Raw genomic sequence first — 25,708 nt, 5'->3', positions numbered from 1 at the left:
GCGATCAGCCCGCCTCGGGATCGATGCAGATACCGATGTTCTCCATCTCCAGGGGCGCGGTGCCCTCGTCGAAGAAGGCCACGCACTGCGTGCCCTCGGTGGCGCACTCGGGCTGGTCGAGGTCGCAAAAGTGCCCACAGCACGCGGAGCCCTCGCAGCCCGGGATGTAGGCCGCGTCCAAGCAGATATTGTCCCGAGCGCAGTCGTTGATGTAGCTGCAGGGCTGGCCGGTGGGGATGCTCTCGCTCAGGGGCACGCACCAAAACGCGTCGCCGGTCCAAAAGCAGCCGCAGGTCTCGGGGCAGTCGTCCTCGAGGGGGGTGCAGACCGGCGTGCACAGCCCGAAGCCATTGAGGTCCTTGAAGAAGTTGCAGTCGTGCTTCGCGGGGCAGACATCTTCCTCGTCCCCCCAGTCACCGTCACCGTCACCACAAAAGGCCAGGCAGGTGCCCCAGCCGTCTTCCATCACGTCCCAGCACGTCGACCCCGACTCACAGGGATCCACGCGCTCGGGATAGGGCACCGTGTCCACGAAGCACGGCTCCCCAGCCGCCACGGGATCCTCGACCTCCTCCACGCACGCCAGCATCCACCCAGAGTCGTAGATCAGCGTGCACATCATCCCCGGACCGCACTCGTCGGAGCCAGGCACCTCGCAGCCGCCCGACCCCATGTCGGGCATGGACACGAAGGTGGCCCCTTCGTCGGTGTCCACCTCCGTGTCCGTGCCCGCCTCCCCTTCCCCCGTGCCGGTCTGGCCGCTCGCCTCATTCCCCTCATCGTCGTTCGCGTCGTCCGACACGTCTTCGACGGGCCCGCTGACGCTCGCAGGCTCTACGCACCCCATGAGGAAGCAACCAACCGGGACCAAAATACGCTTCATACGTCGCCTGACCTGCTCTGGAGAAAATAAAGCATACGAAACTAAACATTCAAGAAGCTAAATCAACCAAAACTATTTTCCCAAGACCTCATGAGGCGCCAATGACGCCGATCCATGGGAGCGTCAATGGGCGACCCAGCCACAGCATGGGCCACGCAGCGCGCTCGCACGGCCGCCGATACGCGAGACCGGAGCGCACTAGTGTGCGCGCCAGAGGACTTGAAGGGTCTCAGGCGCCGGACCGCCGGTTGCTGACGAGGCGCGAGGAGGGAGTTTGTCGGGCACAAATGACTGACGAGCAACGAAGTCAGCGGCCGGTGCTCCAAGCCTGGGGCCCTTCAAGTCCTCTGGCACGCACACTAGAGCGCCGCGGCGAGCTCGAGCAGCTTGGTGGTCGTCCGCCAGTTTCGCATGGTCGAGACCGTCCCCAGCTTGCTGTCGAAGTACGCACAGCTGAGCTTGGTCCGCGCCATCCCCTTGGGACAGTGCATGTAGATCTCGCTGCCCACGACCTCGTAGACGTCCGGCGGCGAGCGATCGGGATCGAGGCTGGCCACGGCCGCGGCGGTGGGCCGCTTGGCCAGGAAAGCCACGTGCAGGCGCGTGGGGTCGGACTCTTTTGAGAAAGGGTTGCTCTCGATCAGCTCGCGCAGCTGGTCGAGGCTGCGCGTGGTCACGGGGGCCTCGAAGCCAAGCTCGTCGGCGATCGCCTCGGCGACGGCGGTCGCCATGCCCTTGGCCGCGGCGGCGCTGGCCCGATAGACCACGTTGCCGCTTTGGATGTAGGTCTTCACGTCCTCGGCGCCCTGGTCCGCGAAGATCCGCGCGAGGGTCTTCATGGGCAGCTTGTGCTTGCCGCCCACGTTGATCCCCCGCAACAACGCCACGTGTACCTTGGATGCAGCCATCTCGGTGATTCTCTATGCGCGCGCGGTCCTTCGGGACAGCCATCCGCGCACGCGCGCGACCGCTGCCCGCAGGTCCTCGCTGGTGAAAAAGCAGGTGTAGGCCGCGACCGTCAGCGGCGAGAAGTACATGACGTAGACCGCCGCCTGAATCCCCAGGTGCATCAGCGCGCCGAAGCCCAGCATCGGCCAGCGGAGATCCGGCAGCCTCCAGCCCGGCTCGCCCGCGCGGCGCCGCGCTCCCCAGGCCGGCAGCCGCCGACCCACGGCCTCGAAGACCCAGTGGTAGACCAAGAAGAGCCAAAACCAGGTCTCCCAGTAGAGCACCACGAAGGTCGCGGGCTTGAACAGCCACGGCTGCAGCCGGGCCGCGAGCGAGCCCCACAGGAAGTGGCGGTTATAGGGGTTGAGGACCGTGTAGTAGATGGCCGTGCCGTCCTCGTGCCAGGTCTCGCCGGTCTTCTCGAGGCCCGAGGCGGTGTAGAGGATGGCGAGCTGAAGCTGAATCACGCGGCGGCACCACACCGGCACCGGGCCGCCCAGGCCGCGCCAGCGCGCGTCCAGAGAGAAGCCGCGGCCCGCGGGCATCAGCGCGACGAGGAAGCCAAGCATCAGCGCGAGCTGATCGGGGAAGGCGAAGAGCAGCGGGTTGCGGCCGTTGAGGCTGATCCAGACCACCATGCCGACGATGCTGCTGACCCGCGTGAACAGGCCCAGCGTCCACATCGCCAGGGCGAGCACGCCCACCGCCCAGATCGCGCGCACCGCCGTGGGGTCGCGGACCGTGAAGAACAGCGACCAGCGGCCCGGGAAGGCGATCTCCGCGAAGCGGCCGTTGATCATCGAGAGGTCCGAGAAGTACTCGCCGACGGCGCCGAGGTGGAGCAGGGCCGACAGACAGAGCACCCCCGCGACCACGGCTCGGACCACGCCGAGGGCGAGCGGATCTTCCTCGCCGCCGTTGAGCCGCCCCAGCGCCGCCCGCAGCCACGGGCCGAAGCCCCACGGGCCGAAGCCATGGTCCTGCCCGCTCACTGCCCGGCCTCCTCTGCTGCCTGCGCAGCCGCCAGGGCCGCGCCCGCGCCCATGGGGTCCGCGGCGATCATCTCGCGGATGATCTTCACCTTGCAGCTGGTGTCACGACCCTTGCGGATCTTGGGCGGGCCGAGCAGCGCGTCGCCCTTCAGGACCTTCTCCGGCGGCCGCACCCGGCGATAGACCCGGCGCAGCTCGACGCGCTCGACGGCGTGGCCGAGCCGAGCCTCGCGCATGCACAGCCCGCGCAGGTACCAGATCCGGTGGCGGTTAACCTTGTCGATCTTGCGGACGATGATGTGCTCCCACAGCTGCCGACGGTTGCGCTCCCAGGCCCACCAGGTCCCCCAGCCCTCCTCGACCAGGCGGCTCTCGGGCAGCACCCGCGCGTTGCCCTGGGCGTCGTAGGCGATGAGCTCCGGGTAGGCGTGGCCGCGGGTGGGGTCGGGGGCGTACATCTGCCAGCGCTGGCTCAGCGAGAGCGTGTGCATGTATCCGCCGAGCTGCTCGCGCTTGGGCTTCATGGACTCGGGCAGCGCGTCGGTGTGGATCGTGGAGAACACCATCACGGCCATGAGCAGCCCGGCGAACATCAGATTGATGACCCGGCGCAGGGCGACCTGTCCGGCCCACCAGCGCGCCGCCGCGACCTGGATCCGCGCCAGGTGCTGCCAGCTGCGCAGCGCCGGCGCGCCATCGCCCGACGCGTCGGCTTTGGCGTCCGCTTCGGCTTCGGCTTCGGCTTCGGTCTCGCTGTGATCTTGCTCTGGCGTGCTCACCGGGCCCCGACGCGGCGCCGGCCGAGCCCCACCAGGAGCAACAGGCCGAACGCCAGGCCGGCATCATATCCCCTGCCGGGGTCCGAGCTGCAAGCGCAGGAGCTGCCGTCATCCTCGACCGCGGGGTCGAGATCGTTGTCGGAGCCGAGGTCGAGCTGCTCGCTGGGCACGCTCGAGAAGTAGATCTCACGGACCACGGCGATGCTGCGCTCGGGGTTGACGAAGCTCAGGTGCAGGACCTCGCCGGGCTCGAGGCCGCGGATCACGATCTGCCGGCGGTCGTCGGACACCCAGGTGGGCTCGTAGATCACGTCCCAGTCGCCGCTGACCAGGGTGACCTCGTCGACGTCCTCGTTGGTGTCCTCGCCCTCGCCCGTCGACCAGCCCTGGCTGGTCAGCTGATAGTCGAAGGTGATCGCCGCGTCGGCGGACATGCTGCTGCGCTTGACCAGCAGCTGCGGGTCGAGGTCCGTGCTCACCGGCTGGCCGGCGGAGTTGCCCTTGGCCGAGATCTGAAAGGTGATCGTCAGGTTGTCCGAGCCGTCCGGGACCACGTGGCGGTACTGCATCGGCCCCGGCCACCACGGCGAGACCGAGTTGCCGGCGTTGGCCAGGTAGAGGTAGGGCGGATCGTCGAGGTCCTCGAGATCGCTGGTGTCGGTGACCCGCGGGCAGTCGACCAACCCGCGGGCCTCGAGCGCGCGCTCGAGCTGGCCGTACTCGTCGGCGGTCCACGCCCCGGCGTCGCGCTCGGCCGCGGCGAGCTCGAGCATCGCCGCCGAGATCTGCTCCATGCTCGCGTCGTTCCCGAGCATCGGCAGGGCGTCGAGCACGATGTAGTCGAACTTCGCGCCCACGCGGCGACGCGCGGCCCACAGCGCCGCCGAGAGCGGCTCGCTGTCGTTGTGCTCCTGGCCGGCCATGTCGCGCGGGCAGATCTGGTCGTTGTCGGAGTTGCGGATCCACCCGCGCCCGAGGGCCGGCCAGTAGAAGCCGACGTACTCGGCCATCTCCGGGCGCTCGGTGATCATCAGCGTGTGGTAGTCGGCGATCGCCTCGTTGATCGCCCGGGCGTCGCGCAAGAACGCGTCCTCGCGGCGGGTGTAGGTGGTCAGGCCGTCGGGGGTCAGCAGGCCCACGATCCCGTGGCCGAGCTCGTGGTAGACCACGTCGCCGTCGAAGCCGAAGTCCACGGCCGCGCCCTGACCAAAGAGCATCGTCGGGCCCTTGGTGATGTCGCACTGCCCCGAGTAGTAGGCGTTGTTGTAGGGCCCAAAGTCGAGCTCGGGGTAGCCGGGCGCGGGCTCGAGCCAGTGGAAGTTGGCGACCATGTTCGACAGCTCGCAGGGGAAGCCCTCGACCCCGCGCGCCTCGAGCTCCGAGAAGAATTTCTCGGCGTGGTAGTACATCGACAGCTCGGCGTAGGGATCCCTGGGGTCGATGTTGTCGGCGAGCACCGTGACGTTGGGCAGCTCGACGAAGAAGTCGCCCTCGGCGTCGGCCGAGACCACCTGCGTGGGGTAGCACTCGTCGTCGCCGCGCCAGGGCGCGTAGGACCCGGTCTCCTCGTCGATGCAGTTGAACATCCGCAGGCGCGTGCCGTTGAGGTAGGTCGCGTCGAAGCTCGCGCCCTCCTCCCAGTGCGTCGGCTCGGGGTCGAGGTTGGTCAGCGTGACGGTGATCGGATCGGGCGTGTGCTGCGGGTTGAACTCGAACACCTCGGCCTGGTTGGCCGCGAACACCAGCTCCTCGGCCTCGAGCACCCGCCCGGTCGCGGCGCTGATCCACACGCGCTGGCGGCTGGGCGTCGGATCCTCGCGGCTGCCCAGGCCCATGGGGGTCTCGATCTCCCAGGCCAGCAGCGGGCGACCGAGGACCAGCAGGTAGACGAGCTCGCCGGGCAGCTCGTCGAGGCCGTCGGCGCTCGAGCGTCGCGTCGCCGCGTCGCGCTGGTCGGCGCGCAGCTGCGGCCACAGCAGCCGGCGCGCGTCGTCGAGGCTCAGCCGGGCCTGGTCCGGGCGCAGCTGCGGCGCGGCCTCGGGGTAGCGCGAGGCCAGCACCCGCGCCTGCCCGAGCCCGTCGACCCGCGCCGTCTCGAAGCCCCCGCGCACGCGCAGGCCGTGCAGCCGCAGCCCGCGACGCTCGATGCTGACCGCGCTCGGCGGCCCGCCCAGGCTCGACGATCGGAGCTCGCCATAGTCCAGGGCGCCCTCGGCGATCCCCGCCTGCTCGCTCGCGCGCGCCAAAGAGGGCGGCTCGGCGGCCTCGGACACGCTCGGCCAGGCGAGCGTCAGGATCCCAAGCGCCAACACCCTCTTGAACGACGACATCGCGCTCAGGGTAGCACCGCGGGGCCTCGCCATCGCTCGCCATCGCGCCCGGTTGCGGCGGCGCCCGGCTCGGCGCTCACCTGCCCCTGGGACAAAAAGCGCGTCTCCCGCCAGGAGCCCGTGGTGAAACCCAGCGCGGCTCCTCGCGCTGGGATTTTCGTCGAGGGCGAGAAGCCAAAACGCCGCTGTACCGGGCGTACTGCAAGTTTTGGCGACAACGCCCTCGGCGAAAAGAGCAAGCGAGGTGTCGTGTTGGGCTTCACCACGGGCTCCTAGACGTCATCCCCTGCCCTCGTGTACTTCGATCACCCATGGTCAAGAAGATCGCCATTGGCCTGCTCGCCGCCGTCGCGCTGGCGATCGTCGTCGTCCTCGGCATCGCCGCGACCAAGCCCGACACCATCCACGTCGAGCGCAGCCGGGTCGTGCAGGCCACGCCGGCCGCCGTCGCGCCCTTCGCCAGCGACTACACCCGCTTCACCACCTGGATCCCCTGGACCGCCCTCGATCCCGACCAGCACGTCGAGTTCTCCGATCCGCCGGCCGGCGTGGGCGCCTGGTACACGTGGAGCGGCGACGAGAACGTCGGCTCGGGGCGCATGGAGCTGCTCTCCTTGTCCGAGTCGCCCACCGAGTTCGAGGCCGTGCACCAGCTCGAGTTCATCGAGCCGTGGCCGAGCGTCGCCCGCAGCACCTTGCGCGCCGAGGCCCTCGACGACGCGCGCATCGAGCTCACCTGGAGCCTCGACCAGGACGCCGACTTTGGCACCAAGGTCATGCTCGTCTTCCTCGACATGGACGCGATGATCGGCGCCGACTTCGAGGCGGGCCTCGACGAGCTCGCCCAGCTCGTCGAGACCAAGAGCTAGGAGCCCGTGGTGAAACCCAACACGACACCTGGCTTGGTCTTTTCGCCGAAGGCTTTGTCGCCAAAACTTGCAGTACGCCCGGTACAGCGGCGTTTTGGCTTCGCGCCCTCGACGAAAATCCCGGCGCCAGGAGCCGCGCTGGGTTCCACCACGGGCTCCTAGCCAGGCGCAAAAACTTGGGCGGACAAAGGTTCAGCGGCTAGGCTCGGCCCGTGGCTCCACGCCTGCTCTCGCCTCGCCGCGCCCCGCTCCTGCTCGGGGCCATCGCCCTGCTCTCGGGCCTCGCCACCTACGCCCTCGATCCCCGCGCCGACGAGGGCACGGCCAAGGCCAGCCCGCCGAGCGCGCCCGCGCTGCGCGAGCCGCCGCCCGCGGACGCCAAGCCCGAGGCGCCCGCGAGCTTCGCGGGGAAGATCGACGCCGTCCTGGCCGAGGCCGGGCTCTTCGCCCTCGAGCCTGCGCCCGAGAGCGCCGGCGCCCGCATCGGCCTGGTCGTCCTCGACCTCGAGCGCGGCGAGACCCTCTACGCCCGCAACCCGGATCTGGCCCTCAACCCGGCGAGCAACGCCAAGCTGCTGACCACCGCCGCGGCCCTGAGCGAGCTCGGCCCCGAGCACCGCTACGCCACCCGGCTGTGGACCGACGCGACCATCGACGACGGCGCGATCCAGGGCCCGCTCTATCTCCAGGGCGGGGGCGACCCTTCGCTGGTCACCGGGGAGCTCTACGAGCTCGCAGGCGAGCTGCGCGGCCTGGGCATCCGCAAGATCCAAGGGCCGATCATCGTCGACGCCGGCCGCTTCGACCGAGACGGCCTGCCCCCGGGCTTCGACCAAAAGACCGAGTTCGCGTCCTACCGCGCCCCGGGCGGGGCGATGTCCGTCAACTACAACACCTTCGAGGTTCACGCGGCCCCCGGCGAGGCCGTGGGCGGCGCCCTGCGCTTCGTGGTCGAGCCGCCCGTGGACGACATCGTGATCGCGAGCGAGGCCCAGACCGTCGCCGGCGGCCGCAACAAGCTGTGGGTCAGCAGCGCCGACAAGCGCGGCAAGACCACGATCACCTTCCACGGTGAGATCGGCGTCGACGCGCCCCGGGGCAGCTACCGCTACCCGGTCAGCGACCCCTCGCGCTACGCCGCCAGCGTCCTCGCCCTCGCCCTCGAGGAGCGCGGCATCAAGCTGCGCAAGACCACCCCGACCACCGGCGAGGTCCCCCAGGACGCCCGCCTGCTAGCGACCTCGCGCTCCGAGACCCTGTCGGAGCTGTGCCGCGCGGTCAACAAGTGGTCGAACAACTTCATGGCCGAGCAGATCCTGCGGACCTTGGCCCCGGGCGAGGGCGCCACGGCCGAGGCCGCCCTCGAGGTCCTGCGCGCCTATAGCCGCGAGATCGGCATGGACCAGCGCGGACTGGTGATCGGCAACGGCTCGGGACTCTACGCCAACAACCTGGTCAGCGCCCACGCCATGACCCAGCTGCTCGCGGCCGTCTACGCCGACTTCCGCATCCGCAGCGACTACCTCGCCTCCTTGGCGATCATGGGCCGCGACGGCACCACCCGCTCGCGCCTGCACGACAGCGCGGCCTCCGGCTGGATCCGGGTCAAGACCGGCACCCTCGACGACGTCTCGGCGCTCTCGGGCTACGCCGGCAGCGAAGGCAGCGCGGCGCCCCTGGCCTTCTCGATCTTGATGAACGGCCTCGAGCGCCGCGACCGTGGCCAGGCCCGCGCGGTCCAGGACGCGGTCGCCGAGCTCGTCGCCGCCGAGGCCGTGGCCCGGCGCGCTCGGGACTAGCCGGAAACTCCTGAAGCTGCGCTGGTGCTCGCACCCGAGCCGCGCGCGCCCTCTTCGCGAGTACTCCAGAATACGTCCTGATCCAAAGGTCATTGTCCGACTGATGGATCAGTGGCGACAGCAGTCGCCCCTCTGGGCCAGAGGCGACGCCAGTGTCCGGCCTTACGCCAGGCATCTCGAGTCGCCAGTGGGGCCCTACCCACATATCCTTGGATAATGAGAATTACGTAAGCTTGGATCATGGTTTGCATTCCATTCAAAACATGCCTGCTCAAAGCGCACAACTGTCAAAGCTCGTCCATGGCTGGCTACTCCCGATGGTGCGCTCCTTGCCTCACCGCATCGCCAGCCGCCGCAAGGCCGAGCGCCGCGAGACTCGTGAGCGCACCAAGCGCCTCCGCACCCTCTCCGACACGGACGAGAGCGGAAAGCCCCTCCTGGCCCGGCGCTCCATGGGCTTTCGAACCCTCACCGACATGCGCCGCTCGGCCATCGAAGGCTGAGCACCGCTCGCAGGCTGTCGGAGAGGTCCCCGCGGACCGCTGACCTCTCCGACAACTTGCCAGCCGCCCGAGTAGCCCGCCCCTTCGGCGGGCTACTGCGCTTCGAAGGCCCCGATGCTCGGCGGGTCCGCCCGCGTGACCCCGGCGAAGTCGAGCGCGGGGGCCTCGGCTGCGGTCACGCCCGCGCCAGCTGCCGGCGAGCTCGCGCCGAGCTGAAAGCTCTCGGCGTCCAACGTGCCCGCGAGCGCCCCCAAAAACGCCGGGTCCGCGACCACCGAGTCCGGACCCACGAAGACCTCCCCAGCGTAGTAGCCGGTCGCGTCCTCGGGATCGATGAACCACAGCAGGTTGTGGCCCAGGCGATCGAAGCTGGTCAGGGCCAGGTCCTCGTTGTCGTTGTCGTCGGAGGCGAACACCGGGCCGTCCGCGTTGACACAGAGGTTGTCCTCGAACACCAGCTGCGCGGTCGCGTCGGCGACGAGCGCGTCCGCGTCGAGGCGGCCGCAAGCCCAGCGCATGTTGTAGAAGGTGTTGTGAACGGCGGCGATGCGCGACAAGGTCGCCGTCGCGCTGCCCCAGTTGTAGGCGAAGACCACGCCCGAGCTGCCGAAGCCCTCGGGGCGATCGAGGCTGCGGTAGACGAGGTTGTTGGCGAACACCACGTCGTGGAGGTGGCCGCCCGACTCCCCCGCGGCGGCCATGCCCGCGCCGTCACAGTCGTAGACCTCGTTGTTGGCGAACACCACTGGGCCCACGTCCGCGTCCCAGGCGTCGGCGTAGAGGCAGCCGCGGTTGATGTCGTGGACGCGGTTGCCGACCACGTAGACCTCGCGCGGCCCCTGGGGCAGGCCGCTCTCGGCCGTGCTCGTCTCGCCCCCGCCCTTGATGTCGATGCCCTCACCGCCCTGGGAGCCGGGGCCGCCGTTGAAGACCTCGTTGCCGACGAGGGCGACGCGCAGCGAGCTGCCCGCCACGCTGATGCACTCCTGGCCGCCGTCGTTGCAGGCCAGCTCGATCGCGTTGTCCTCGGCGGTGATGTCCGAGGACGACCAGATCCCCAGGCCCGAAGACACGCTGTCGTAGGTCTCGCAGCCCTCGATGACCACGTGGTGAGCCAAGCTCGCGGCGATGGCGTTGTCGCTCGAGTGGATGATCCGCAGGCCCGAGATCCGCACGTAGCCCGCGTCGTGCACGTGGACGAGCCCGCGCACCCACTGGCCGACCTCGCCCTCGTCGAGGTCCACGCCCGCGCCGTCGAAGACCACCTCGCCGTCGCCCGCGGCGTAGATCGAGATGTAGCGCTCCGCCTCTCCCGACACGGTGATCGCCACCCGCTCGCTGTAGGTTCCAACATGAATCGCCACGCCGTCGCCAGGCGCGACCGCCTCGAGGGCCCGGGACACGCTCGCCCAGGGGCTCGCCTCGCTGCCGTCGCCAGCAGCGTCGTCCCCCGCAACCGCCACGTGCCAGACCGTCCCGCTCACCTCGTCGGCGCCGGGGTTGAAGTCGGGGACCTCGAAGCCGATCGCCTCACCGCTATTCTCATCGGCCCCCTCGTCCTCCGAGCCCGGGCTGCAGGCCGCCAGACTCCACGTCGCCAGCGACACGACAGCCAGCGCAGGAGCTCGCCGGCGCACACCCTCTCCCTTCATGCTCATGGTCATGGTCATGGCGCGACTCCTACCAGGAAGCGCGCGCGAGCCGGGGCCCAGGGCGTGTCGCAGGGCACACCATGACAGGCGCAAAAAAGCGCCCCCCCCCCGACCCCAAGGGCGGCTTCCCGCAAACCATCTCGATCGCCGAGCGCCGGGGCAGACCCATGTATCCTCGGACGCACATGGCCAACTACGACTGGTATTGGACGCGGGTCAGGTCGCTCGACGAGGTGCTGCCGGGCTTCCGCGCCCGCCTCCTGCAGTTCCACGACGATATCAGCGATGCCTTCTTCGAGCGCGCCGACGCCTGCGCCCCAGGCCTGATCCAGGACGCCCACGAGCACGGCGAGTTCGAGCTCGAGCTCGGCCTCCGCGTCAGCCACATGAAGTCGCGGATCTTCAAGCGTAGCGAGGGCCTCAGCGCGTTGGCGGACGCCATCGCGCTGCTGGAGTTCGCCCATAGACCACAGACGGCGAACAACCCCTTCGCCGTGTGTGCCGTCGATCTGCTCATGTCCTGCTACCACACCGTCGACGAGGCCGGCTACGCCAACGAGCGCGTCGCCGTGGCCGAGGAGGCCCTCGCCAAGCTCGAGCCCAGCGCGCAGTGCTTCACGTGCATCAACCACGCCTACACCTGCGCGCTCGTCGACGCTCGACGCTTCGAGGACGCGCTCGCTGCCGTCGCCCACTATCGCGAGGTCGAGGTCGACAGCCAAACGAACAATGCGGCCAAACTCCTGGCTCCACTCGCCGCGATCGCGCTCACGGCTCTCGGACGCCACGAAGAAGGTCTCGCCGAGCTCGAGGGCATGCGCGCCCGCGGGGTCGAGCTGGGCGAGTACGACCAGGTCCTCGAGGTCCTCCTGCTCGCGCGCCTCGAGCGTGGCGACGAGGCCTGGGCCCTGCTCGAGCGCCTCGACCTCGGCGAGCTTCGTCTCACAACGGCCTGCGAGTACGGGCGCGCGCTGGTCGTGCTCTCGCGTGGGCCCACGGCCCCACGCTGCGACGCACACCTCGATCGACTGTGGACCCTGCACGAGCGCGCCTGTGAGCGCGAGATGTACTACTACGCGACGATCATCCTCCAGACCCACGCCACGGTCGCGCTCGCCCGGGGTCGAGTCGAGCTCGCGGCGCGGGCCATCGACGCCGCCCAGCCCATCCTCGGACGCCTGCGCTCGCCGGCGCGGATGCACGCCAAGTTCGCCGATCTGCGGGTACGCCTCGCAGCAAAATAGCGACCCCGCCGCGAGGGCAGCACCCGACCAAGCCGGGCAGTTTGGGGACCCCAACCGTGGATGGGGGCCCCAAACTGCCCGGCCACGCGTTCGACTGACACCTCGAACAGGTCGAGGCGACACCCGAGGCCCGCGCGCATGCGGTCGCGCTCGCCCCAGCCCTCCCGCCCTCGACAAGGAGCCCACCCGTGTCACCACTCGAGCCCATCACCTCCCAGCCGATCGGCGCGCTCGCGGTCGAACTGCGCTGCGCAGACGGACCAGAGAACGCCTGGCAAGTCCGCAGCGCGCACATCTCCGAGGCCATCGACGAGCCCTATCAGATCGAGCTCGAGCTGAGCTCCTCCGCGGCCATCGACCTCGAGGCCCTGCTCGGGGCCGACGCGGAGCTCGTGCTCCTGCGCGAGGGCCTCGAGACCCGCCACAGCTACGGCGTGATCGCCCGCATCGACGACCTCGGCGGCCACGATCACCGCTTCCACTACGCCCTGCACCTCGTCCCCGCCCTCGCGCTCCTCGATCAGGGCCAAAACTCGCGGATCTTCCAGCACCTGTCGGTCCAGGACATCGTCAAGCAGGTCCTCGACGAGGCCCTGGCGCCCTATGGACGCAGCGTCGACCTCGGCGCGCTCTCCCGCGGCGCCGCGCCGCGCGAGTATTGCGTGCAGTATCGCGAGTCCGACCTCGACTTCGTGGCCCGGCTGCTCGAGGAGGAGGGCATCGCCTACGACTTCGTCCACGAGCACGGCGCGGGCGTCGAGTGCATGACCTTGCGCGACGACAACATGCAATACGCCGAGTTCGAGAGCCTCGACGGCGACGCCGAGGTCCCGCTGATCCTCGACCGCGCCGACCAGGCCTCGCGCGAGTCCGTGGTCGAGCTCGGCCTCGCCCGCGAGCTGACCGTGACGGCGATCCTCCAGCGCGACTTCGACTGGCTCAGCCCCGCGGACCTGCTCTCCGAGCCGAGGCACGAGGCCGACGCCCGCGGCCGCGAGCGGCGAATCTACACCCACATGCGCCGGCGCTACCTCGACGACGACCTGGCCGAGCGGGTCGGCGATCAGCTGGCCGCCGCGCGCAGACACGAGGCCCAGCTCTTCGGCCGCGGCAACGTGACCGGCTTCACCCCCGGCCAGCGCTTCGAGCTGGTCCACGCGCCCCCGGAGCTCGAGGGCAGCTACCTGATCACCCGCCTGAGCCACGTGTTCGTCAGCGAGGGCGACGGCCCGGCGCGCTACCACAACGAGTTTCACTGCATCCCCGCGCAGACCGAGTACCGGCCGCATCGCCACACGCCCAAGCCCCGGGTCCACGGCCCGCAGACCGCGACCGTGGTCGGCGACGACGAGATCCACACCGACGAGCACGGGCGCATCCAGGTCCAGTTCCACTGGCAAGAGACGCCCAGCTACGACGCCGACGCCTCGTGCTGGGTGCGCTGCGCCCAGCCCTGGGCCGGGCTCGGCTGGGGCGTGCAGTTCATCCCCCGCGTGGGCATGGAGGTCGTCGTCGAATTCCTCGAGGGCAACCCCGACTGCCCGCTGGTCACCGGCTGCGTCTACAACGGCGACAACCCGCCGCCCTTCTCCCTGCCCGAGAACAAGTCCCAAAGCGGGTGGCGGACCAACTCGACCCCGGGCGGCGGCGGCTACAACATGCTGCGCTTCGAGGACGCCGCGGGCCGCGAGCAGATCCACATGCACGGGCAAAAGGATCTCGACATCGTGATCGAGAACGACAAGACCTCGCTGGTCAAGCACAACGAGTACATCGAGATCGGCAACAACCGCACCAAGGTGGTCGGCCACGACGAGACCTCGAGCATCGTCAACGACCGCAAGATCACCGTCGGCAACGACCACGACGAGATCATCGGCGCCAACATGACCCTGGGCGTGGGCAAGAACCGCACCGAGATCATCGGCGCCAACCAGACCCTGAGCGTGGCCCAAAATCAGACCGAGACCGTCGGCGCGAGCCGAACCGAGGCCATCACCCAGGCGGCCACGCAGACCGTGGGCGAGGGCAAGACCGTGCTCGTGGGCGAGGCCTACTCGCTGACCGTGGGCGAGGCGATGACGACCACCGTGGGCGGGGAGAGCAGCGAGACCGTGGCCGAGGACAAGACCGTCCAGGCCAAGAACATCCGCGAGAGCGCGGCCGAGGACAAGCAGCTGAGCACCGGCGGGAAGTTTGGCCTCAGCGCGGAGAAGGAGATCGCGGTCGTCGGCAACAAGACGGCGCAGATCACCATCGAAGACGAGCTCGTGGTCGCCTGCGGGGACGCGTCGATCACCTTGAAGAAGGACGGCACGATTGCGATCTCGGGCAAGAAGATCAGCATCGATGGCAGCGGGGACATCAACATCAAGAGCAAGAAGAACGTCAACACCAAGGCCAAGAAGGTCAACCAAAACTGAGCCTGCGCGGAGCCAGGCCCGCGTCTCCTCCCGCGCGCGACCTCGACTGCGACGCAGCGCCCAGGCCCTCCACCTGGAACGCTGCGCTCACACGCCTGCGCCCATACCCGCGCCGGGTGAACACGCCTAGGAGCCCGTGGTGAAACCCAACACGACACCTGGCTTGGTCTTTTAGCCGAGGGCTTTGTCGCCAAAACTTGCAGTACGCCCGGTACAGCAGCGTTTTGGCTCCGCGCCCTCGACGAAAATCCCGGCGCCAGGAGCCGCGCTGGGTTCCACCACGGGCTCCTAGGACTACTTGGTCATATGGGGATCGACAACGATCCCCATCTGTGATCTGCTACGGGGGTGACTCCAGAACAAATCTCCCGGGTGGGGGCCGAACTCGAGGAGTTTCTCGGCTACATCACTCATCAGATGGGTCGCAGCGAGCGGCGCGAGGCCCTCGCCAACTACATGCGTGGGCTTCTCCTCGATGGCGAGCGCAAGAGCATGGTGCCCATCGCTCAGCGCCTCGCAGCCGCGCCCGGTGACAGCGAAGCCATCCGCCAGCGACTCCAGCAGGCGATCTCGATCGCTGATTGGGACGAGTGGGAGCTGTTTCGCCGACTCGCCCTGCGCGTCGAGGACAAGCTCCCGGGCCTCGACGCCTTCGTCATCGACGACACCGGCTTCCCCAAGAAGGGCAAGCACTCCGTCGGGGTGCAGCGTCAGTACTCGGGGACGATGGGCCGCGTCGACAATTGCCAGGTCGCAGCAAGCCTCCACCTCGCCAGCGAGGCGGGCGGCGCTTGCATCGGCATGCGCTTGTTTCTTCCCGAGGTCTGGGCCAACGACCCAAGGCGCCGGACCAAGGCAGGCGTCCCCGAGGAGCTCTCCCATCAAACGAAGCTCGAGCTCGGCCTCGGCATGCTCGACCGCGCCCTCGAGTGGGGGCTCGCGCCTCGACCGGTGCTCGCCGACGCGGCCTACGGCGACTCGACGGAATTCCGCAAGGGACTCGAAGAACGCGGGCTCCACTACGTACTGCGCATCTCCGGCAACGCGGTCGTATGGCCGCCAGGGACGTGCCCGAGCCCTCCTCCGTCCAAAGCTCCCGGCACCAGGGGCCGGCCACGAACAAAGTGGGTCTCCCCCGAAGGAGTCGAGCCCGTCTCGGTCGAAGAGCTGGCGAAGAGCTTGCCTGCTAGGCGCTTCCGTCACGTCGAATGGCGCCACGGGACGCGCGGGCCTCAGCGGCGGCGCTTCGCGGTGCTACGCATCCGAACCGCGCACCGGCATCGGTCAGGGCACCCACCGGGTGAAGTGCAGTGGCTGCTGTGTGAGTGGTCCTACAAGAAGAAGGAGCCAACCGCGTTTTATTTGTCGAACTTGCCCGCGAAGACCACGGTCAAGAGGCTGGTCTACCTGGCCAAGCTTCGCTGGCGGATCGAACGGGACTACCAGGAGATGAAAGGGGAGCTCGGCCTCGACCACTTCGAGGGACGAACATGGCGAGGCTTCCACCACCACGTCGCCCTGGTCGCCGCAGCTCACGCCTTTCTCACGCTCCACCGCGTGATTTTTTCCCCGGAGGACCCGGAGGCGGAAAGCACAGCGAGCCGAGCCCGGGCTGACCATCCAGGCATTCCGAGCGTTGCTACAAGTGGTCTTGCTTCACTTGCTGGGTCACTGTCCCATGTGCGGACGTGACATCGACCCACGGGGGCCACCGATCAGGCCCTCGCGGATGTGATCAAGTCGTACTAGAGCGGCGACCAGTTTGAATTCGGTGAGCTACGCCGCATTTGCCAGCTTCGGGCACTCCAGCTCATGCTGGATGACCTGCAGATTGACGAGCACTGCCGCTCGCGTGGAGTCGTACTCATTCTTGCGCATGCCGAGGTAGCGAGCTCGGTTGCCTTGGCGCTGGCCGACATGAGCGAGCGTATGCTCGACGACGACGCGCTGTCGCAGTCGCGCGCGTCCGCGCGGTGCTCGTTGGAGGACCCGTAGTTTCGCTTGCAACGGCTCGTTGGCGGCGATTCGGAGGCCTCGGCCCCGGTCCGAGGTCGTGCACTTGGGCTTGAGCTCGCAGGCGTTGCAGACATCAGCCTCGAAGCGGGCGCTCTCGCCGAGGAGCATGGGTTGGGTCTGTCCCCCTGGGCAGGTCACCGTCTGGCTGGCGAAGTCGAGGCTGAAGTCGGTCTTGGCGAATTTGTCGCCGTTGGACTGCCGCCATGGCTTGCAGATGACCTCGACGCCGCTGGCCACGAGTTCGGGGACGTCCGAGCTCTCGATGTAGCCCCGGTCGAAGTGCAGGCTCGCGAGTTCGAGGCCCAGATGTTCGACTCGGTCGACGAGCGTGGGGAGGCTGTCTTTCTCCGGCTGGTTCGCCGGAGCCACCGTCACAGCGAGGATGAGCTTGGTGTGAAGACTGACGACGACGTGGCGCTTGTATCCGTTGAAGGACTTCGTCTTGGTCTTGCGACCGTGACGCATGTCGGGGTCCTCGACGGACACACGCCGGTCTTTCGCCACGCCCCGCTTGATGCGCTGGCCTCCACGGTCGGGGTCGGGCTCGAGATCCTGTCCACGTAGCTGCTCGAGTAGCGCGAGCTGGTCTTGCAACGGAGGCTTGCTGCTCTCGCTCGACAGGTTCGTCTCGACCCACTGTTCGAGCGTCTCAATCTGTCCGAGCAAACGGTTCAACGCCGCGCTCTTGGCCGCAGGGTTGGACCAGTCGATATCGAGCGCCTTCTTGATGCTCGGCTCCGCGAGCAGCGGGATGCCGAGCTCGTCGACGAGCAGCTCCGCCGGTCGAGCGCGTAGCTCGGCGACGCACAGCACGACCTTCCACGCCGCGTGAGCGAGGAGGTTGAAGGTGTCCTCGACCCGACCCGCACCTCGAAGCGGGCTCGAGTCCACGGCGACGTCGAGCTTCTTGGGCAGCTTCTTGAAGTCGAAGGCGCCAGTTCGCTTGGCGAGCTCCCGAGTGCGCTCGAGCAGCTTGCGGTCCATGTCGTGAGCGATGAGCCGCTCGCGGAAGTTGAACAGCGAGCCCTGGGAAAACGGCGGGTCATCGCAACCAAGGCAGCCGAGGACCAGCTGCCATCGAGCATCACAGGCGGCGAGTTCGACGGCCTCCGAGTCCGACGCGTTGGAGTAGCCCTGAAGCAGTAGGGCCATGGCGAGCAGTGCGGGCGGCATCGGGTTCTTCCCGGCTCCGGTGTCGCGGTACATCTGCTCGAGTTCGGCTTGGAAGTCGTCGTCGAACAGCTCGAGCCGGTGGTCACACAGGAAGCCAAACAGCTTGCGCTTCTTGCCGACGCGCTTGCGGATGCGGGCTTCGCGGGGAGACAGAGTGACGGGAGGGTTCCAGCGGGGGAGCGTCATGCGTGGCCTCGTGCGAGGCCTACGGGATCACGACCGCCAGACGTTGTCGAACCGCGCCGCTAAGCGATCGGAATCTATTAACAATTCAAACTGATCGCCGCTCTAGGGATCGTCCGTGGGCGCAGCCTCATCCTCCCCCGCGCCATCACCATCACCATCGGTCTCGGCGCGCGCCTCCTGAGCGGCGATGCTCCCGCTTTGGGAGTCGATCGAGAACGCCTCGCCGTCCCAGCGCAGGCTGATCCGCCGCCAGCTCACCGCCCGCGCGGGCACCAGGCCCGCGTGGCGGACGACGAGGGGCGCGTCACCTCCGGGCTGCAGGGCGTAGAGCCCCGTGCCCTTGGCGTCGACGCGATCGCTGGCCAGCTGCGCGGGGGCGCCCGGCTCGGGGACCAAGACCAGGTCCGCGCCGAGCTCGTCCCAGACGAGCAGCTCCCAGGTGCTCGCGCCCTCGAAGAGGTTGAGAGCGCGCAGCTCGGCCTCGAGCTTGGCGCGGGGCAGCTCGAGATCCGAGCGCAGCAAGTCGGCGAGGATCACCGCCGCGTGCACCCTGGCCCAGCGCCGCGGATCGTCGGCCCCGGGCCTGCCCTCGCCGGCGTAGACGCGCTCGAGCAGGCGCAGGGCCTCGTCCGTGCGCCCGGTGCCCGCCGCCGCGCGAGCCAGGCGGATCGCCGCGTCGGCGCTCTCGTCGATGTCCATGAGCCGCTCGTACTGGCGGTAGGCGTCGGCGAACCACCCGTGGCGCAAGAACAGATCCCCGAGCAGGCTGCGGTTGGCGACGCTGTCGGGGGCGTACTCGACGATCTCCGAGTAGAGCCGCCGGGCCTCGTCTTCGCGGCCAGCGTCGACGAGCAATTCGCCGACCACGACCACGAGCTCCGAGGTCAGCAGGCCCTGATCGCGCAGGCTCAACCCGCGAGAGATGGCCTCGTCGCGGCGCCCCTGGGCGACGAGCTCGGCGATCATCCGGCGCTCGCCGTCGGGGTCCCCCGGGGCCGCGAGCAGGGCCTGGTCGATCAGCTGGATCCGCCGCTTTGGGTCGTCGGTGGTCAGCAGCTGGCCGTCGAGGGCGTACCAGTCGACCGTGCTGCCGAACTCGGCGTAGACGACGGCGGCGATCAGCCCGGGATCGACGAGCCGGCGCAGCAGGGCCTGGGACAGGAAGGTCAGCGCGTCCTCGTCGGCCGAGAAGTGGCCGAGGAGCTGGCGGATCTCCTCCTCCGTGCGCGCCCGCGCGGCGAGCAGCTCGAGGAAGGCCTTTTGCTCGCGCCAGCGCTGGATCTCGCAGGTCGCAACAGCGACCTCGTAGGCCCGCAGGCGGGCGTTCATGGTCGACTGACGATCGAGCTGGCGCGCCCACATGTTGCGGCGCGTGCCCAGGCCGCGCGTCGACGCGTCGCTGCACGCCGCCGCGGCCAACGGCTCGACGCCGCTGCTCGAGAAGCGAACCTGGCCGCGATAGCGCCGACGAAGCAGCTCGGCCGAGGTGCCCTCTCGCACCCACTTCGGCACGGTCGTCAGGGCCATGGAGACCTCCCCATCGACGACTCCCCTGGCGTCCTCGACCGCATCGACGTCGAAGCGAAACACCCCCCGGGCCCGGGGCATGATCTTGGACTCTTCGTCGAGCGCGGCGCTCTCGGGCTCGGGCGCCTGCCCCTCCCAGCCCAGACCGGCGTCAGCCTCGACCTTGGTCTCGAGCCGGCCGCGGACCGGCGCGGCCGAGGGCGCCGGGCCGAGGCTCGAGCGCCCGAGCTCGTGGTCGAGCTCGCTCGCACCACCGCCGCCCTCGCGCCGCTCGCGAGCGCTCTCGGCCGCGTCCTCGGCCGCGTCCTCCAAGGAGCAGCCGAGCAAGCTGCCGCCCACGCTCAGCCCCGTCGAGAGCCCTTGCCACCGCTCTTCTCCCCGCTCGGCCTCACCGACCCTCCCCCGCACCCAGCTGGCGTCGGTCAGCCGCGGGAACTCCCGGGCGCGCCGCTCGATCCCCGCGCGGGCGTAGGCGGACTCGCTCTCGAGGGCCAAGAACGAGGTGAAGGGGGTCATCAGCCCATATTGGTAGCCCAGCGCGAGGACCTTGCCGCGCACGGCCTCGGGCCCGCGGTTGTCCATGAGCAAGCTATCGACGTAGGCCCTCGCCCACAGCCGCGGGACCACCTGGGGGATCAGCCCCTCGCGGTTGACCACGTAGCGCTGGCGATCGCCATCGTCCTTGGCGAGCTTGCGCGAGAATTCGTGGCTGAAGGCCTCGCCGGCGAAGCGCCCGCGGATCGTCAGGGTCTCCGGGAGCTCGTCGTGGGTGCGCGCGAGCACGACCAGCTCCTCGCCGCGCGAGAGCTTGCCCCCGGCGCTGCTGAAGACCTGACTCATGCCCTTCCCGAGCTCGACCTCGAGCTCGGTGATCGTCGGGGTCTTGAGGGCGCCCGAGAGCTCGAGGGCGCGGAGCACCGCCTGGGACGGCTCCTCGACCCGCAAGCTGCGGCCGCCGCCGACCTCGGCCAGCTTGCGCAGCAGCGCCTCGTCGACCTCGCGGCCCACGCCCACGGTGAACAGCCGCGCCGAGGCGCCGGCCATGGATCGCTGGAGGCGCTCGGCCAGGGCCTCGCCGCCGAGCTCCCCCGAGGTCGCCAGGGCGTCACCGATGTAGACGATCGCCGGCTGCTCGAGGCCATAGACGCGCTCGAGAGACTCCTCGAAGGTCGCGCCGAGGTCCGTGGCCCCGCCCGCGCCGCGCTCGGCCAGGGCCTCGAGGGCCTCCGAGATCGCCTCGGGCGTGGCCGCGCTCAGGCCGTCCTCGGGGAAGAGCACCTCGGCCCGCAGGTCGGCGCCGACGAGGGCGAAGCGATCGTCCGCGCTGAGGCTGCGCAGCAGGGCCTCGGCGACGGCGAGCTTGGCCTGGTGCTCGCCCGGGTCGCTGCCCGCCGAGGTGTCGACCACGACCACGACCTCGCCGCGCGGGACCTCGGCCTGCGCCAGATCCAGGCGCGCGTCGGGCAGCCAGCGCAGCATCAGGTAGTCGGCCTGATCCCGGCCGGGCTGAAGCAGGTCCACGCGCAGCGCCGGCTCGTCGATCAGCGCCCGATCTTCGCGCTCGCGCAGCTCGAGCTCGAAGTCGGCCCGGGGCACGAAGCCGCTGCGGCGCATGGTCACGCGGCTGCGATCCTTGCCCTCGATCCGCGCCTCGCTGCGCGTCGCTGCGCTGTAGCCCTCGACCAGCTCCCCGCGCAGCTCGACCTCGAGGGCGAAGTCCTCGATGGTCGCGGCCTCGCGCCCGCTCGGCGCGGCCATGGGGTAGCGGTAGCGCAGCTTGCCCTCGCTGCGCGCGATCAGCTGTTGATAACGCAACACGATCCGCCGGGTCCCCGCCGCGGGGATCGGATAGATCCGCGCGCGCACGGTCCGGGCGTCGATCCACTCGAGCAAGGCCGGATCCACCTGACGTTCGATCGCCGCCTCGAAGCGCGCGCTCGCCTGCTTGCGCTCGACGACCTCGGCCTCGATCAGCTCGCCCTCGACCTCGAGGGCGAAGCCGACGATCAGCGCGTCCTCGGGCACGGTGAACCAGTAGTAGCCCTCGACCTCGCTGGCCGCGGGGTTGAAGAAGACCTGCTCGACGGCGGTCTCGGCCAGCTGCTCGTCGAGGACCACGCGCACGTTCTGGCGCTGGATCGACAGCGGCTGGGCCTGGCCGCCGGCCATGTGATCGACGGCGTAGAGGCTGCCGCTGCCGACGATGCCCACGCCCGCGCCCGCGCCCGCGCCCATGCCAGCCGCGTCGCCCATGCCTCCAGTCCAATCGTCCCAGAACTTGACCGGCTCGACGCTCGGCGGCTGATCCCCCACGACCACGGCCCGCTCGCCGGGATCGACCTCCGTGCGCCCGCCCGGAGCCGTGACCACGGCCAGCCCCTGGGCGACGTAGATCTCCACGCGGCCGTCCTCGCCCAGGCTCAAGCTCGCGCCGCCCTCGCTGACCGCGACGCCGACCTCGCCCAGGTGGTGCAGCGCCGCCTCCTGCCCGCGCTCGAGGGCCGGGGCCTCGAGCCAGACGTCGCCGGCTTCGAGGTGCAGGCCGTCGTCGAGGCGCACGCGGGTGCCTCCGCGCATGAACACCCGGGCGCCGTCGCCGAGGCGGATCAGCGCCCGCGCGCCCTCGCCGGTGCGCAGCTCGGCGCCCACGGGCAGCGGCGTGCCAGACAGCAGCGGGCGCTCGTCGCCCTCGCCGTCGACCAGCACGACCTCTCCGGCGGCGAGCTCGAGGCTGGCGCCGAGGGCCCGCGCCGCCTCGGGCACCGCCTGGGTCTTGCAGCCGCCGAGGCTCACGGCGCCCAGGCTCAGGGCGGTCATGAGCACGAAGGTCGCGCCGCCGCGTCGGCGCCTGCGCGTGGAGGATCGAGAAGGGCTGGGTTCGCTCACTGGGCTCCGTCGCTTGCTCGGCGCCAGGTGGATCGGCGCGGCTAGCGGATTCTACGCTGATGTGGGGCTCGCGCGCATCCGCGATATCGCTGACCGCGGCGGCGCGCGTGCCATACTCCGCCGACGAGCGGCCCATGAGCGACGACACCTCTTTGCGTCCCCTGCCCTGGGAGCAGCCCCAAAGGGGCGGTTCAGCGAGCGCCCTGCTGTCCCTGCGCAAGCCCACCAGCGATCTCGACTCCCCCGACTCGGAAGCCGAACCCGACGATGGGCCGGTCGAGACCCCCTATCGGCTCCACCGTCGCTTCGATCGCATGGGTCGCCTCGTCGGCGACGCGGCCATGCGCCGGCTGCTCGACAGCCACGTCATGGTCATCGGCCTCGGCGGCGTGGGCAGCTGGGCGGCCGAGGCCCTCGCCCGCGCCGGCGTCGGGCGCCTGACCCTCGTCGACTTCGACTTGGTGTGTGTGACCAACGCCAACCGCCAGCTCCACGCCATGCGCGGGACCACCGGCAAGGCCAAGGCCACGGTCATGGCCGAGCGCCTCCAGCTGATCCACCCGAGCTGCGCGATCGAGGGCGTGCGTAGCTTCTATGACGCCGAGACCAGCGAGGACCTCCTCGCCCGGGCGCCCGATCTGATCGTCGACGCCATCGACAACCTCACGGCCAAGGCCCACCTGATCGCCCGCTGTCGCGAGCGCGCGCTCCCGCTGATCGTCTCGGGCGGCGCCTCGGGGCGCCTCGATCCCACCCAGGTCCGCGTGGGCGAGCTCGGCCGCGTCACCGGTGACCCCTTCCTCGCCGCCTTGCGCAAGCACCTGCGTCAGCGCCACGACTTCCCGCGCGCGGCCGACTGGGGCGTCCCCGCCGTCTACTCCCTCGAGCCCCCGGCCGCCCCCCTGCCCCTGGCCTACGACGGCGGGGAGGGCTTCCGCTGCGTCTGCCCCCAGGGCGACAACGGCAAGCACACCTGCGACGCCCGCAACTTGATCTACGGGACCGCGGGCTTCGTCACCGGGAGCTTCGGCTTCGCTTGCGCCGCCGAGGCGGTCCGTCGCCTGAGCGCGCCAGCGGACCCCGCCACTGCTCGATGACCGTGCGCGCCAGGGCCTCGACCTGCCCCGGCGTCGAGACCTGCTCCGCGGGGATCCGCCCGTCGAGGATCAGCATCGCCAGGCCGTGAGGCAGCGACCAGGCCGCGAGGGCAGCCACGAGCCCAGCGGCCTCGTCCACGTCCTCGCCGAGCACCGCCTGGGTCGCCTCGACGAGCAGCGCGAAGGCGCCGGCGTCCCCGTCCGCGAGCGCGCTGGCCCCGGCCCCGGCTCCGGCCCCGGCCTCGTCGCCAGCGCCCTGTTCACACCGGACCGCGTCGTCGAGCGCCTCGATGGTCGAGGGCTCGTCGAGCTCCGCCGAGAACATCACCCGAAAGTGCACGGGGTGGTCGACGGCGAAGCGCACATAAGACACGCCGTAGGCGTCGAGGCGCGCCTGAGGGTCGTCCTCGTCGGCGACGGCGGCCATGGCCGCGCGGCCCATCTCGACGAAGATCGTGAAGCCCTGGCGGGCGATCGCCAGCAGCAGCGCCCGCTTGTCGGCGAAGTGTCGGTAGGGCGCGGCGTGTGACACCCCGATCCGGCGCGCGCACTCTCGCAAGCTCAGGCCCTGGAGCCCTCGCTCGGCGATCAGCTCGATCGCCGCCTCGAGCAGCGCCGTGCGCAGCTCGCCGTGGTGGTAGCGCCCCTTGCTCGAGCTTCGTCGGGCCACGAAAAAAATCCTGCCAGATTATGTTGACGGTGACAACATCATCATTCATGTTGTCACCGTCAACATCGAGCCTCGCCGCGCTGAGCGAGGAGGAGAACCCGTTCATGACCGTCTTCAACGATCGTCTCACAGTCGCCCGAGACCAGGGCTTCGTCGTCTTTTTGATCGGCACCCGCGTCAACAAGTGGTGGATGCTCCCGGCGCTCTGGGGCGTGGTCATGAGCATGGGCCGCATGCTCCGCGAGCTCAGCAAGGACCCCGACTCGGGGCTGCTGTCCTTCGAGAGCTACGCCGGGCGGACCACGCTGATGGTGCAGTACTGGCGCTCGCAAGACGACCTGCTGCGCTACGCCCGGGACAAGCAGCGCAGCCACGCCCCGGCCTGGCGACGGTGGATCCGCGAGTGGGGCGAGGGCGCCATGGGCATCTGGCACGAGACCTATATCGTCGAGCCCGGCAGCTACGAGTGCGTCTACCACCACATGCCGGCCTTTGGCCTGGGCAAGGTCGGGCCGCTCGTGCCCGCCGAGGGCGAGCTCAAGACGGCCGCGGGTCGCATGCGCGCCGCCTGAGCGCACCGCTTGTCAGCTCCTGCTCAACGCCACCAGTCGCGGGGCGGAGGCGGGGGCGCGAAGTCCCGGCGCGGCTCGGGCTCCCAGGTCCGCACCGGCTCGGGCTCCCAGGTCCGCACCGGGGCGACGTCGCGGATGATCCCCCGCGCCTGCAGCCCCGAGATCGAGTCGTAGCGGACCACCACCAGCTGATCGGGCTTCTTGCGGTGCGCTCGCTTGAAGCTGACCTCCTCCACCGGCGAGTAGCGGCGCTCGCCGTACTCGGTGCCCAGCTGCGTCACCGAGCGGTCCTTGTCCTCGGCCATCGCCCACTCCCCGCGACCCTCGTCGCTCCCGCCGCTGGCGGCTCCCTTGGCCTTGGCGACCTCGCGCGTCGTCGCCCTGCTCGAGCTCGAGCGCGGGCTCGCCACCGTGGGAGCCGCGTCTTCCCCGGGAAAGGGCTCGCCCTCGACCGGCGCGAGCGGCCGCCGGCGCACGACGGCGCGCGTCCGCTCGGAGAAGGCCGCCACGCCGATCACCCCCACGTTCCCCGGCGTGCCCATGCGCGCGCTGTAGCTGTCGGCCAGGTCCGCGAAGCGAAAGGCCGCCACGTCGTCGAAGGACTGGCGGTAGCCCTCGATGGTCAGGCTGGCAAAGGGATCGATCACGTAGCCGCGCTGCTTGGCGTAGTCGCCAAGCTTCCCGCTGATCACGTCGCGCCCGTCGACGCTGACCACGACCTCGACGCGACCACGGCTGTGGTTTTGCAGATGCAGGCGATAGCGCTGGCCCTCGACCCCGGCGATCCACAGGTCATCGCCGGCGGCGAAGCTCGGCAGGCTCTCGCCCGCGGCGGTCTCGACATGCAGCGATACGAGCGGTTGCTGGGGCTCGATTGGCGGCGGCGGCCGGCGGGCCTCTGCCTCGCCCTCGCGCGCGCCGCTGGTCAACAGCGCAGCCCCGGCGACGCCGACGCCCACCTCCAGCAGGCGGATCAGCGCCCCGCGGCGGCCGAGATCGACGTCGGCGGGGTCGGGGGTGGCCCCCGGAGCAACGAGGGGGGCGGATTCGAGGGCTGCGGGCTTGGACTTGGCGTCGTTCATCATGGCGTCCTGCGCCGCGTTGAACGCGAGCTCTCCGAGACGCCTTACAACCCGAGGCATATCGGCGTACAACGGGC

The 25,708-nt window shown here is 69.8% G+C and carries 19 protein-coding genes; 8 read left to right on the top strand and 11 right to left on the bottom strand.

Annotation, left to right across the window (positions count from 1 at the left end; all coding sequences use genetic code 11):
• Positions 1 to 4: 4 nt before the first annotated feature.
• From G6O69_RS23710 to G6O69_RS23690, 5 genes are all read right to left on the bottom strand, one after another.
• A complete protein-coding gene (locus G6O69_RS23710; protein WP_172305791.1) occupies positions 5 to 802 on the bottom strand; it encodes a hypothetical protein in 798 nt (265 codons plus the stop codon).
• A gap of 440 nt (positions 803 to 1,242) precedes the next feature.
• Positions 1,243 to 1,791 carry a DUF1697 domain-containing protein gene (locus tag G6O69_RS23705; protein ID WP_172305790.1) on the bottom strand — a complete coding sequence of 183 codons (549 nt, stop codon included), beginning with the start codon at positions 1,789 to 1,791 and terminating at the stop codon, positions 1,243 to 1,245.
• A gap of 12 nt (positions 1,792 to 1,803) precedes the next feature.
• Positions 1,804 to 2,823, bottom strand: a complete 1,020-nt coding sequence (locus G6O69_RS23700) for an HTTM domain-containing protein (protein ID WP_172305789.1) — start codon at positions 2,821 to 2,823, stop codon at positions 1,804 to 1,806.
• A complete protein-coding gene (locus G6O69_RS23695; RefSeq protein ID WP_172305788.1) occupies positions 2,820 to 3,602 on the bottom strand; it encodes a hypothetical protein in 783 nt (260 codons plus the stop codon). Before G6O69_RS23695 ends, G6O69_RS23700 begins: the two co-directional genes overlap by 4 nt.
• Positions 3,599 to 5,932: a hypothetical protein gene (locus G6O69_RS23690; protein WP_172305787.1), complete on the bottom strand. Its 2,334-nt coding sequence runs from the start codon at positions 5,930 to 5,932 to the stop codon at positions 3,599 to 3,601. Before G6O69_RS23690 ends, G6O69_RS23695 begins: the two co-directional genes overlap by 4 nt.
• A gap of 311 nt (positions 5,933 to 6,243) precedes the next feature.
• On the opposite strand from G6O69_RS23690, the gene G6O69_RS23685 reads away from it, so the two are divergent.
• A complete protein-coding gene (locus G6O69_RS23685; protein WP_172305786.1) occupies positions 6,244 to 6,801 on the top strand; it encodes an SRPBCC family protein in 558 nt (185 codons plus the stop codon).
• Here the strand turns inward: G6O69_RS23685 and G6O69_RS23680 are convergent.
• Complete coding sequence (locus G6O69_RS23680; RefSeq protein WP_176396660.1) at positions 6,798 to 6,950, bottom strand: hypothetical protein; 153 nt, start codon at positions 6,948 to 6,950, stop codon at positions 6,798 to 6,800. The genes G6O69_RS23685 and G6O69_RS23680 overlap by 4 nt on opposite strands.
• Positions 6,951 to 7,013: 63 nt before the next feature.
• Between G6O69_RS23680 and dacB the strand changes: the two genes are divergently transcribed.
• Positions 7,014 to 8,600, top strand: a complete 1,587-nt coding sequence (gene dacB, locus G6O69_RS23675; protein WP_172305785.1) for a D-alanyl-D-alanine carboxypeptidase/D-alanyl-D-alanine-endopeptidase — start codon at positions 7,014 to 7,016, stop codon at positions 8,598 to 8,600.
• A 320-nt stretch (positions 8,601 to 8,920) separates the two neighbouring features.
• Positions 8,921 to 9,103, top strand: coding sequence for a hypothetical protein (locus G6O69_RS23670; protein WP_176397044.1), 183 nt, complete (start codon positions 8,921 to 8,923; stop codon positions 9,101 to 9,103).
• 92 nt (positions 9,104 to 9,195) lie between these two features.
• Here the strand turns inward: G6O69_RS23670 and G6O69_RS23665 are convergent, their stop codons facing one another.
• On the bottom strand, positions 9,196 to 10,773 hold the full coding sequence (locus G6O69_RS23665) for a right-handed parallel beta-helix repeat-containing protein (RefSeq protein WP_172305783.1): 1,578 nt from the start codon (positions 10,771 to 10,773) through the stop codon (positions 9,196 to 9,198).
• Between the two features lie 167 nt (positions 10,774 to 10,940).
• Here G6O69_RS23665 and G6O69_RS23660 point away from each other — a divergent pair, with 167 nt between their 5' ends.
• The 3 genes from G6O69_RS23660 to G6O69_RS23650 all read left to right on the top strand — a co-directional run bounded on the left by G6O69_RS23660 (position 10,941) and on the right by G6O69_RS23650 (position 16,114).
• Positions 10,941 to 11,999, top strand: coding sequence for a hypothetical protein (locus tag G6O69_RS23660; RefSeq protein WP_172305782.1), 1,059 nt, complete (start codon positions 10,941 to 10,943; stop codon positions 11,997 to 11,999).
• Between the two features lie 188 nt (positions 12,000 to 12,187).
• Positions 12,188 to 14,422 (top strand): type VI secretion system tip protein TssI/VgrG, encoded by a 2,235-nt coding sequence (tssI, locus tag G6O69_RS23655; protein WP_172305781.1) that lies wholly within the window; start codon positions 12,188 to 12,190, stop codon positions 14,420 to 14,422.
• Positions 14,423 to 14,770: 348 nt separating this feature from the next.
• Positions 14,771 to 16,114, top strand: coding sequence for an IS701 family transposase (locus G6O69_RS23650; protein WP_172305780.1), 1,344 nt, complete (start codon positions 14,771 to 14,773; stop codon positions 16,112 to 16,114).
• Positions 16,115 to 16,198: 84 nt separating this feature from the next.
• On the opposite strand, the gene G6O69_RS23645 is transcribed toward G6O69_RS23650, so the two are convergent.
• Together G6O69_RS23645 and G6O69_RS23640 are read right to left on the bottom strand one after the other, a co-directional pair.
• Positions 16,199 to 17,797, bottom strand: a complete 1,599-nt coding sequence (locus G6O69_RS23645; protein ID WP_172302564.1) for an IS1182 family transposase — start codon at positions 17,795 to 17,797, stop codon at positions 16,199 to 16,201.
• A gap of 102 nt (positions 17,798 to 17,899) precedes the next feature.
• The gene (locus G6O69_RS23640; protein WP_172305779.1) at positions 17,900 to 22,210 is read right to left on the bottom strand and encodes a VIT domain-containing protein; all 4,311 of its coding nucleotides are present in this window, start codon (positions 22,208 to 22,210) and stop codon (positions 17,900 to 17,902) included.
• Between the two features lie 134 nt (positions 22,211 to 22,344).
• Between G6O69_RS23640 and G6O69_RS23635 the strand changes: the two genes are divergently transcribed.
• A complete protein-coding gene (locus tag G6O69_RS23635) occupies positions 22,345 to 23,307 on the top strand; it encodes a tRNA threonylcarbamoyladenosine dehydratase (RefSeq protein ID WP_172305778.1) in 963 nt (320 codons plus the stop codon).
• Here the strand turns inward: G6O69_RS23635 and G6O69_RS23630 are convergent.
• Positions 23,225 to 23,977 (bottom strand): TetR/AcrR family transcriptional regulator, encoded by a 753-nt coding sequence (locus G6O69_RS23630; protein WP_172305777.1) that lies wholly within the window; start codon positions 23,975 to 23,977, stop codon positions 23,225 to 23,227. The two genes, G6O69_RS23635 and G6O69_RS23630, sit on opposite strands and share 83 nt — an antisense overlap.
• A gap of 47 nt (positions 23,978 to 24,024) precedes the next feature.
• Here G6O69_RS23630 and G6O69_RS23625 point away from each other — a divergent pair, with 47 nt between their 5' ends.
• The gene (locus tag G6O69_RS23625) at positions 24,025 to 24,549 is read left to right on the top strand and encodes a DUF4188 domain-containing protein (RefSeq protein WP_217909897.1); all 525 of its coding nucleotides are present in this window, start codon (positions 24,025 to 24,027) and stop codon (positions 24,547 to 24,549) included.
• A gap of 23 nt (positions 24,550 to 24,572) precedes the next feature.
• On the opposite strand, the gene G6O69_RS23620 is transcribed toward G6O69_RS23625, so the two are convergent.
• The gene (locus G6O69_RS23620) at positions 24,573 to 25,631 is read right to left on the bottom strand and encodes a hypothetical protein (RefSeq protein WP_176397043.1); all 1,059 of its coding nucleotides are present in this window, start codon (positions 25,629 to 25,631) and stop codon (positions 24,573 to 24,575) included.
• Between the last annotated feature and the right edge of the window lie 77 nt (positions 25,632 to 25,708).

It is taken from the genome of Pseudenhygromyxa sp. WMMC2535, from assembly GCF_011083025.2.
The sequence above is the reverse complement of the archived record's forward strand: the minus strand, read 5'-3'. Positions and strand labels throughout refer to the sequence as shown.

Excerpts from the sequence above, each read along its gene's own strand:
- G6O69_RS23635 (WP_172305778.1), top strand. The coding sequence starts at position 22,345 with ATGAGCGACGACACCTCTTTGCGTCCCCTGCCCTGGGAGCAGCCCCAA.
- G6O69_RS23625 (WP_217909897.1), top strand. The coding sequence starts at position 24,025 with ATGTTGTCACCGTCAACATCGAGCCTCGCCGCGCTGAGCGAGGAGGAG.
- G6O69_RS23685 (WP_172305786.1), top strand. The coding sequence starts at position 6,244 with ATGGTCAAGAAGATCGCCATTGGCCTGCTCGCCGCCGTCGCGCTGGCG.
- G6O69_RS23660 (WP_172305782.1), top strand. The coding sequence starts at position 10,941 with ATGGCCAACTACGACTGGTATTGGACGCGGGTCAGGTCGCTCGACGAG.
- G6O69_RS23705 (WP_172305790.1), bottom strand. The coding sequence starts at position 1,791 with ATGGCTGCATCCAAGGTACACGTGGCGTTGTTGCGGGGGATCAACGTG.
- G6O69_RS23690 (WP_172305787.1), bottom strand. The coding sequence starts at position 5,932 with ATGTCGTCGTTCAAGAGGGTGTTGGCGCTTGGGATCCTGACGCTCGCC.
- G6O69_RS23645 (WP_172302564.1), bottom strand. The coding sequence starts at position 17,797 with ATGACGCTCCCCCGCTGGAACCCTCCCGTCACTCTGTCTCCCCGCGAA.
- G6O69_RS23665 (WP_172305783.1), bottom strand. The coding sequence starts at position 10,773 with ATGACCATGACCATGAGCATGAAGGGAGAGGGTGTGCGCCGGCGAGCT.
- G6O69_RS23620 (WP_176397043.1), bottom strand. The coding sequence starts at position 25,631 with ATGAACGACGCCAAGTCCAAGCCCGCAGCCCTCGAATCCGCCCCCCTC.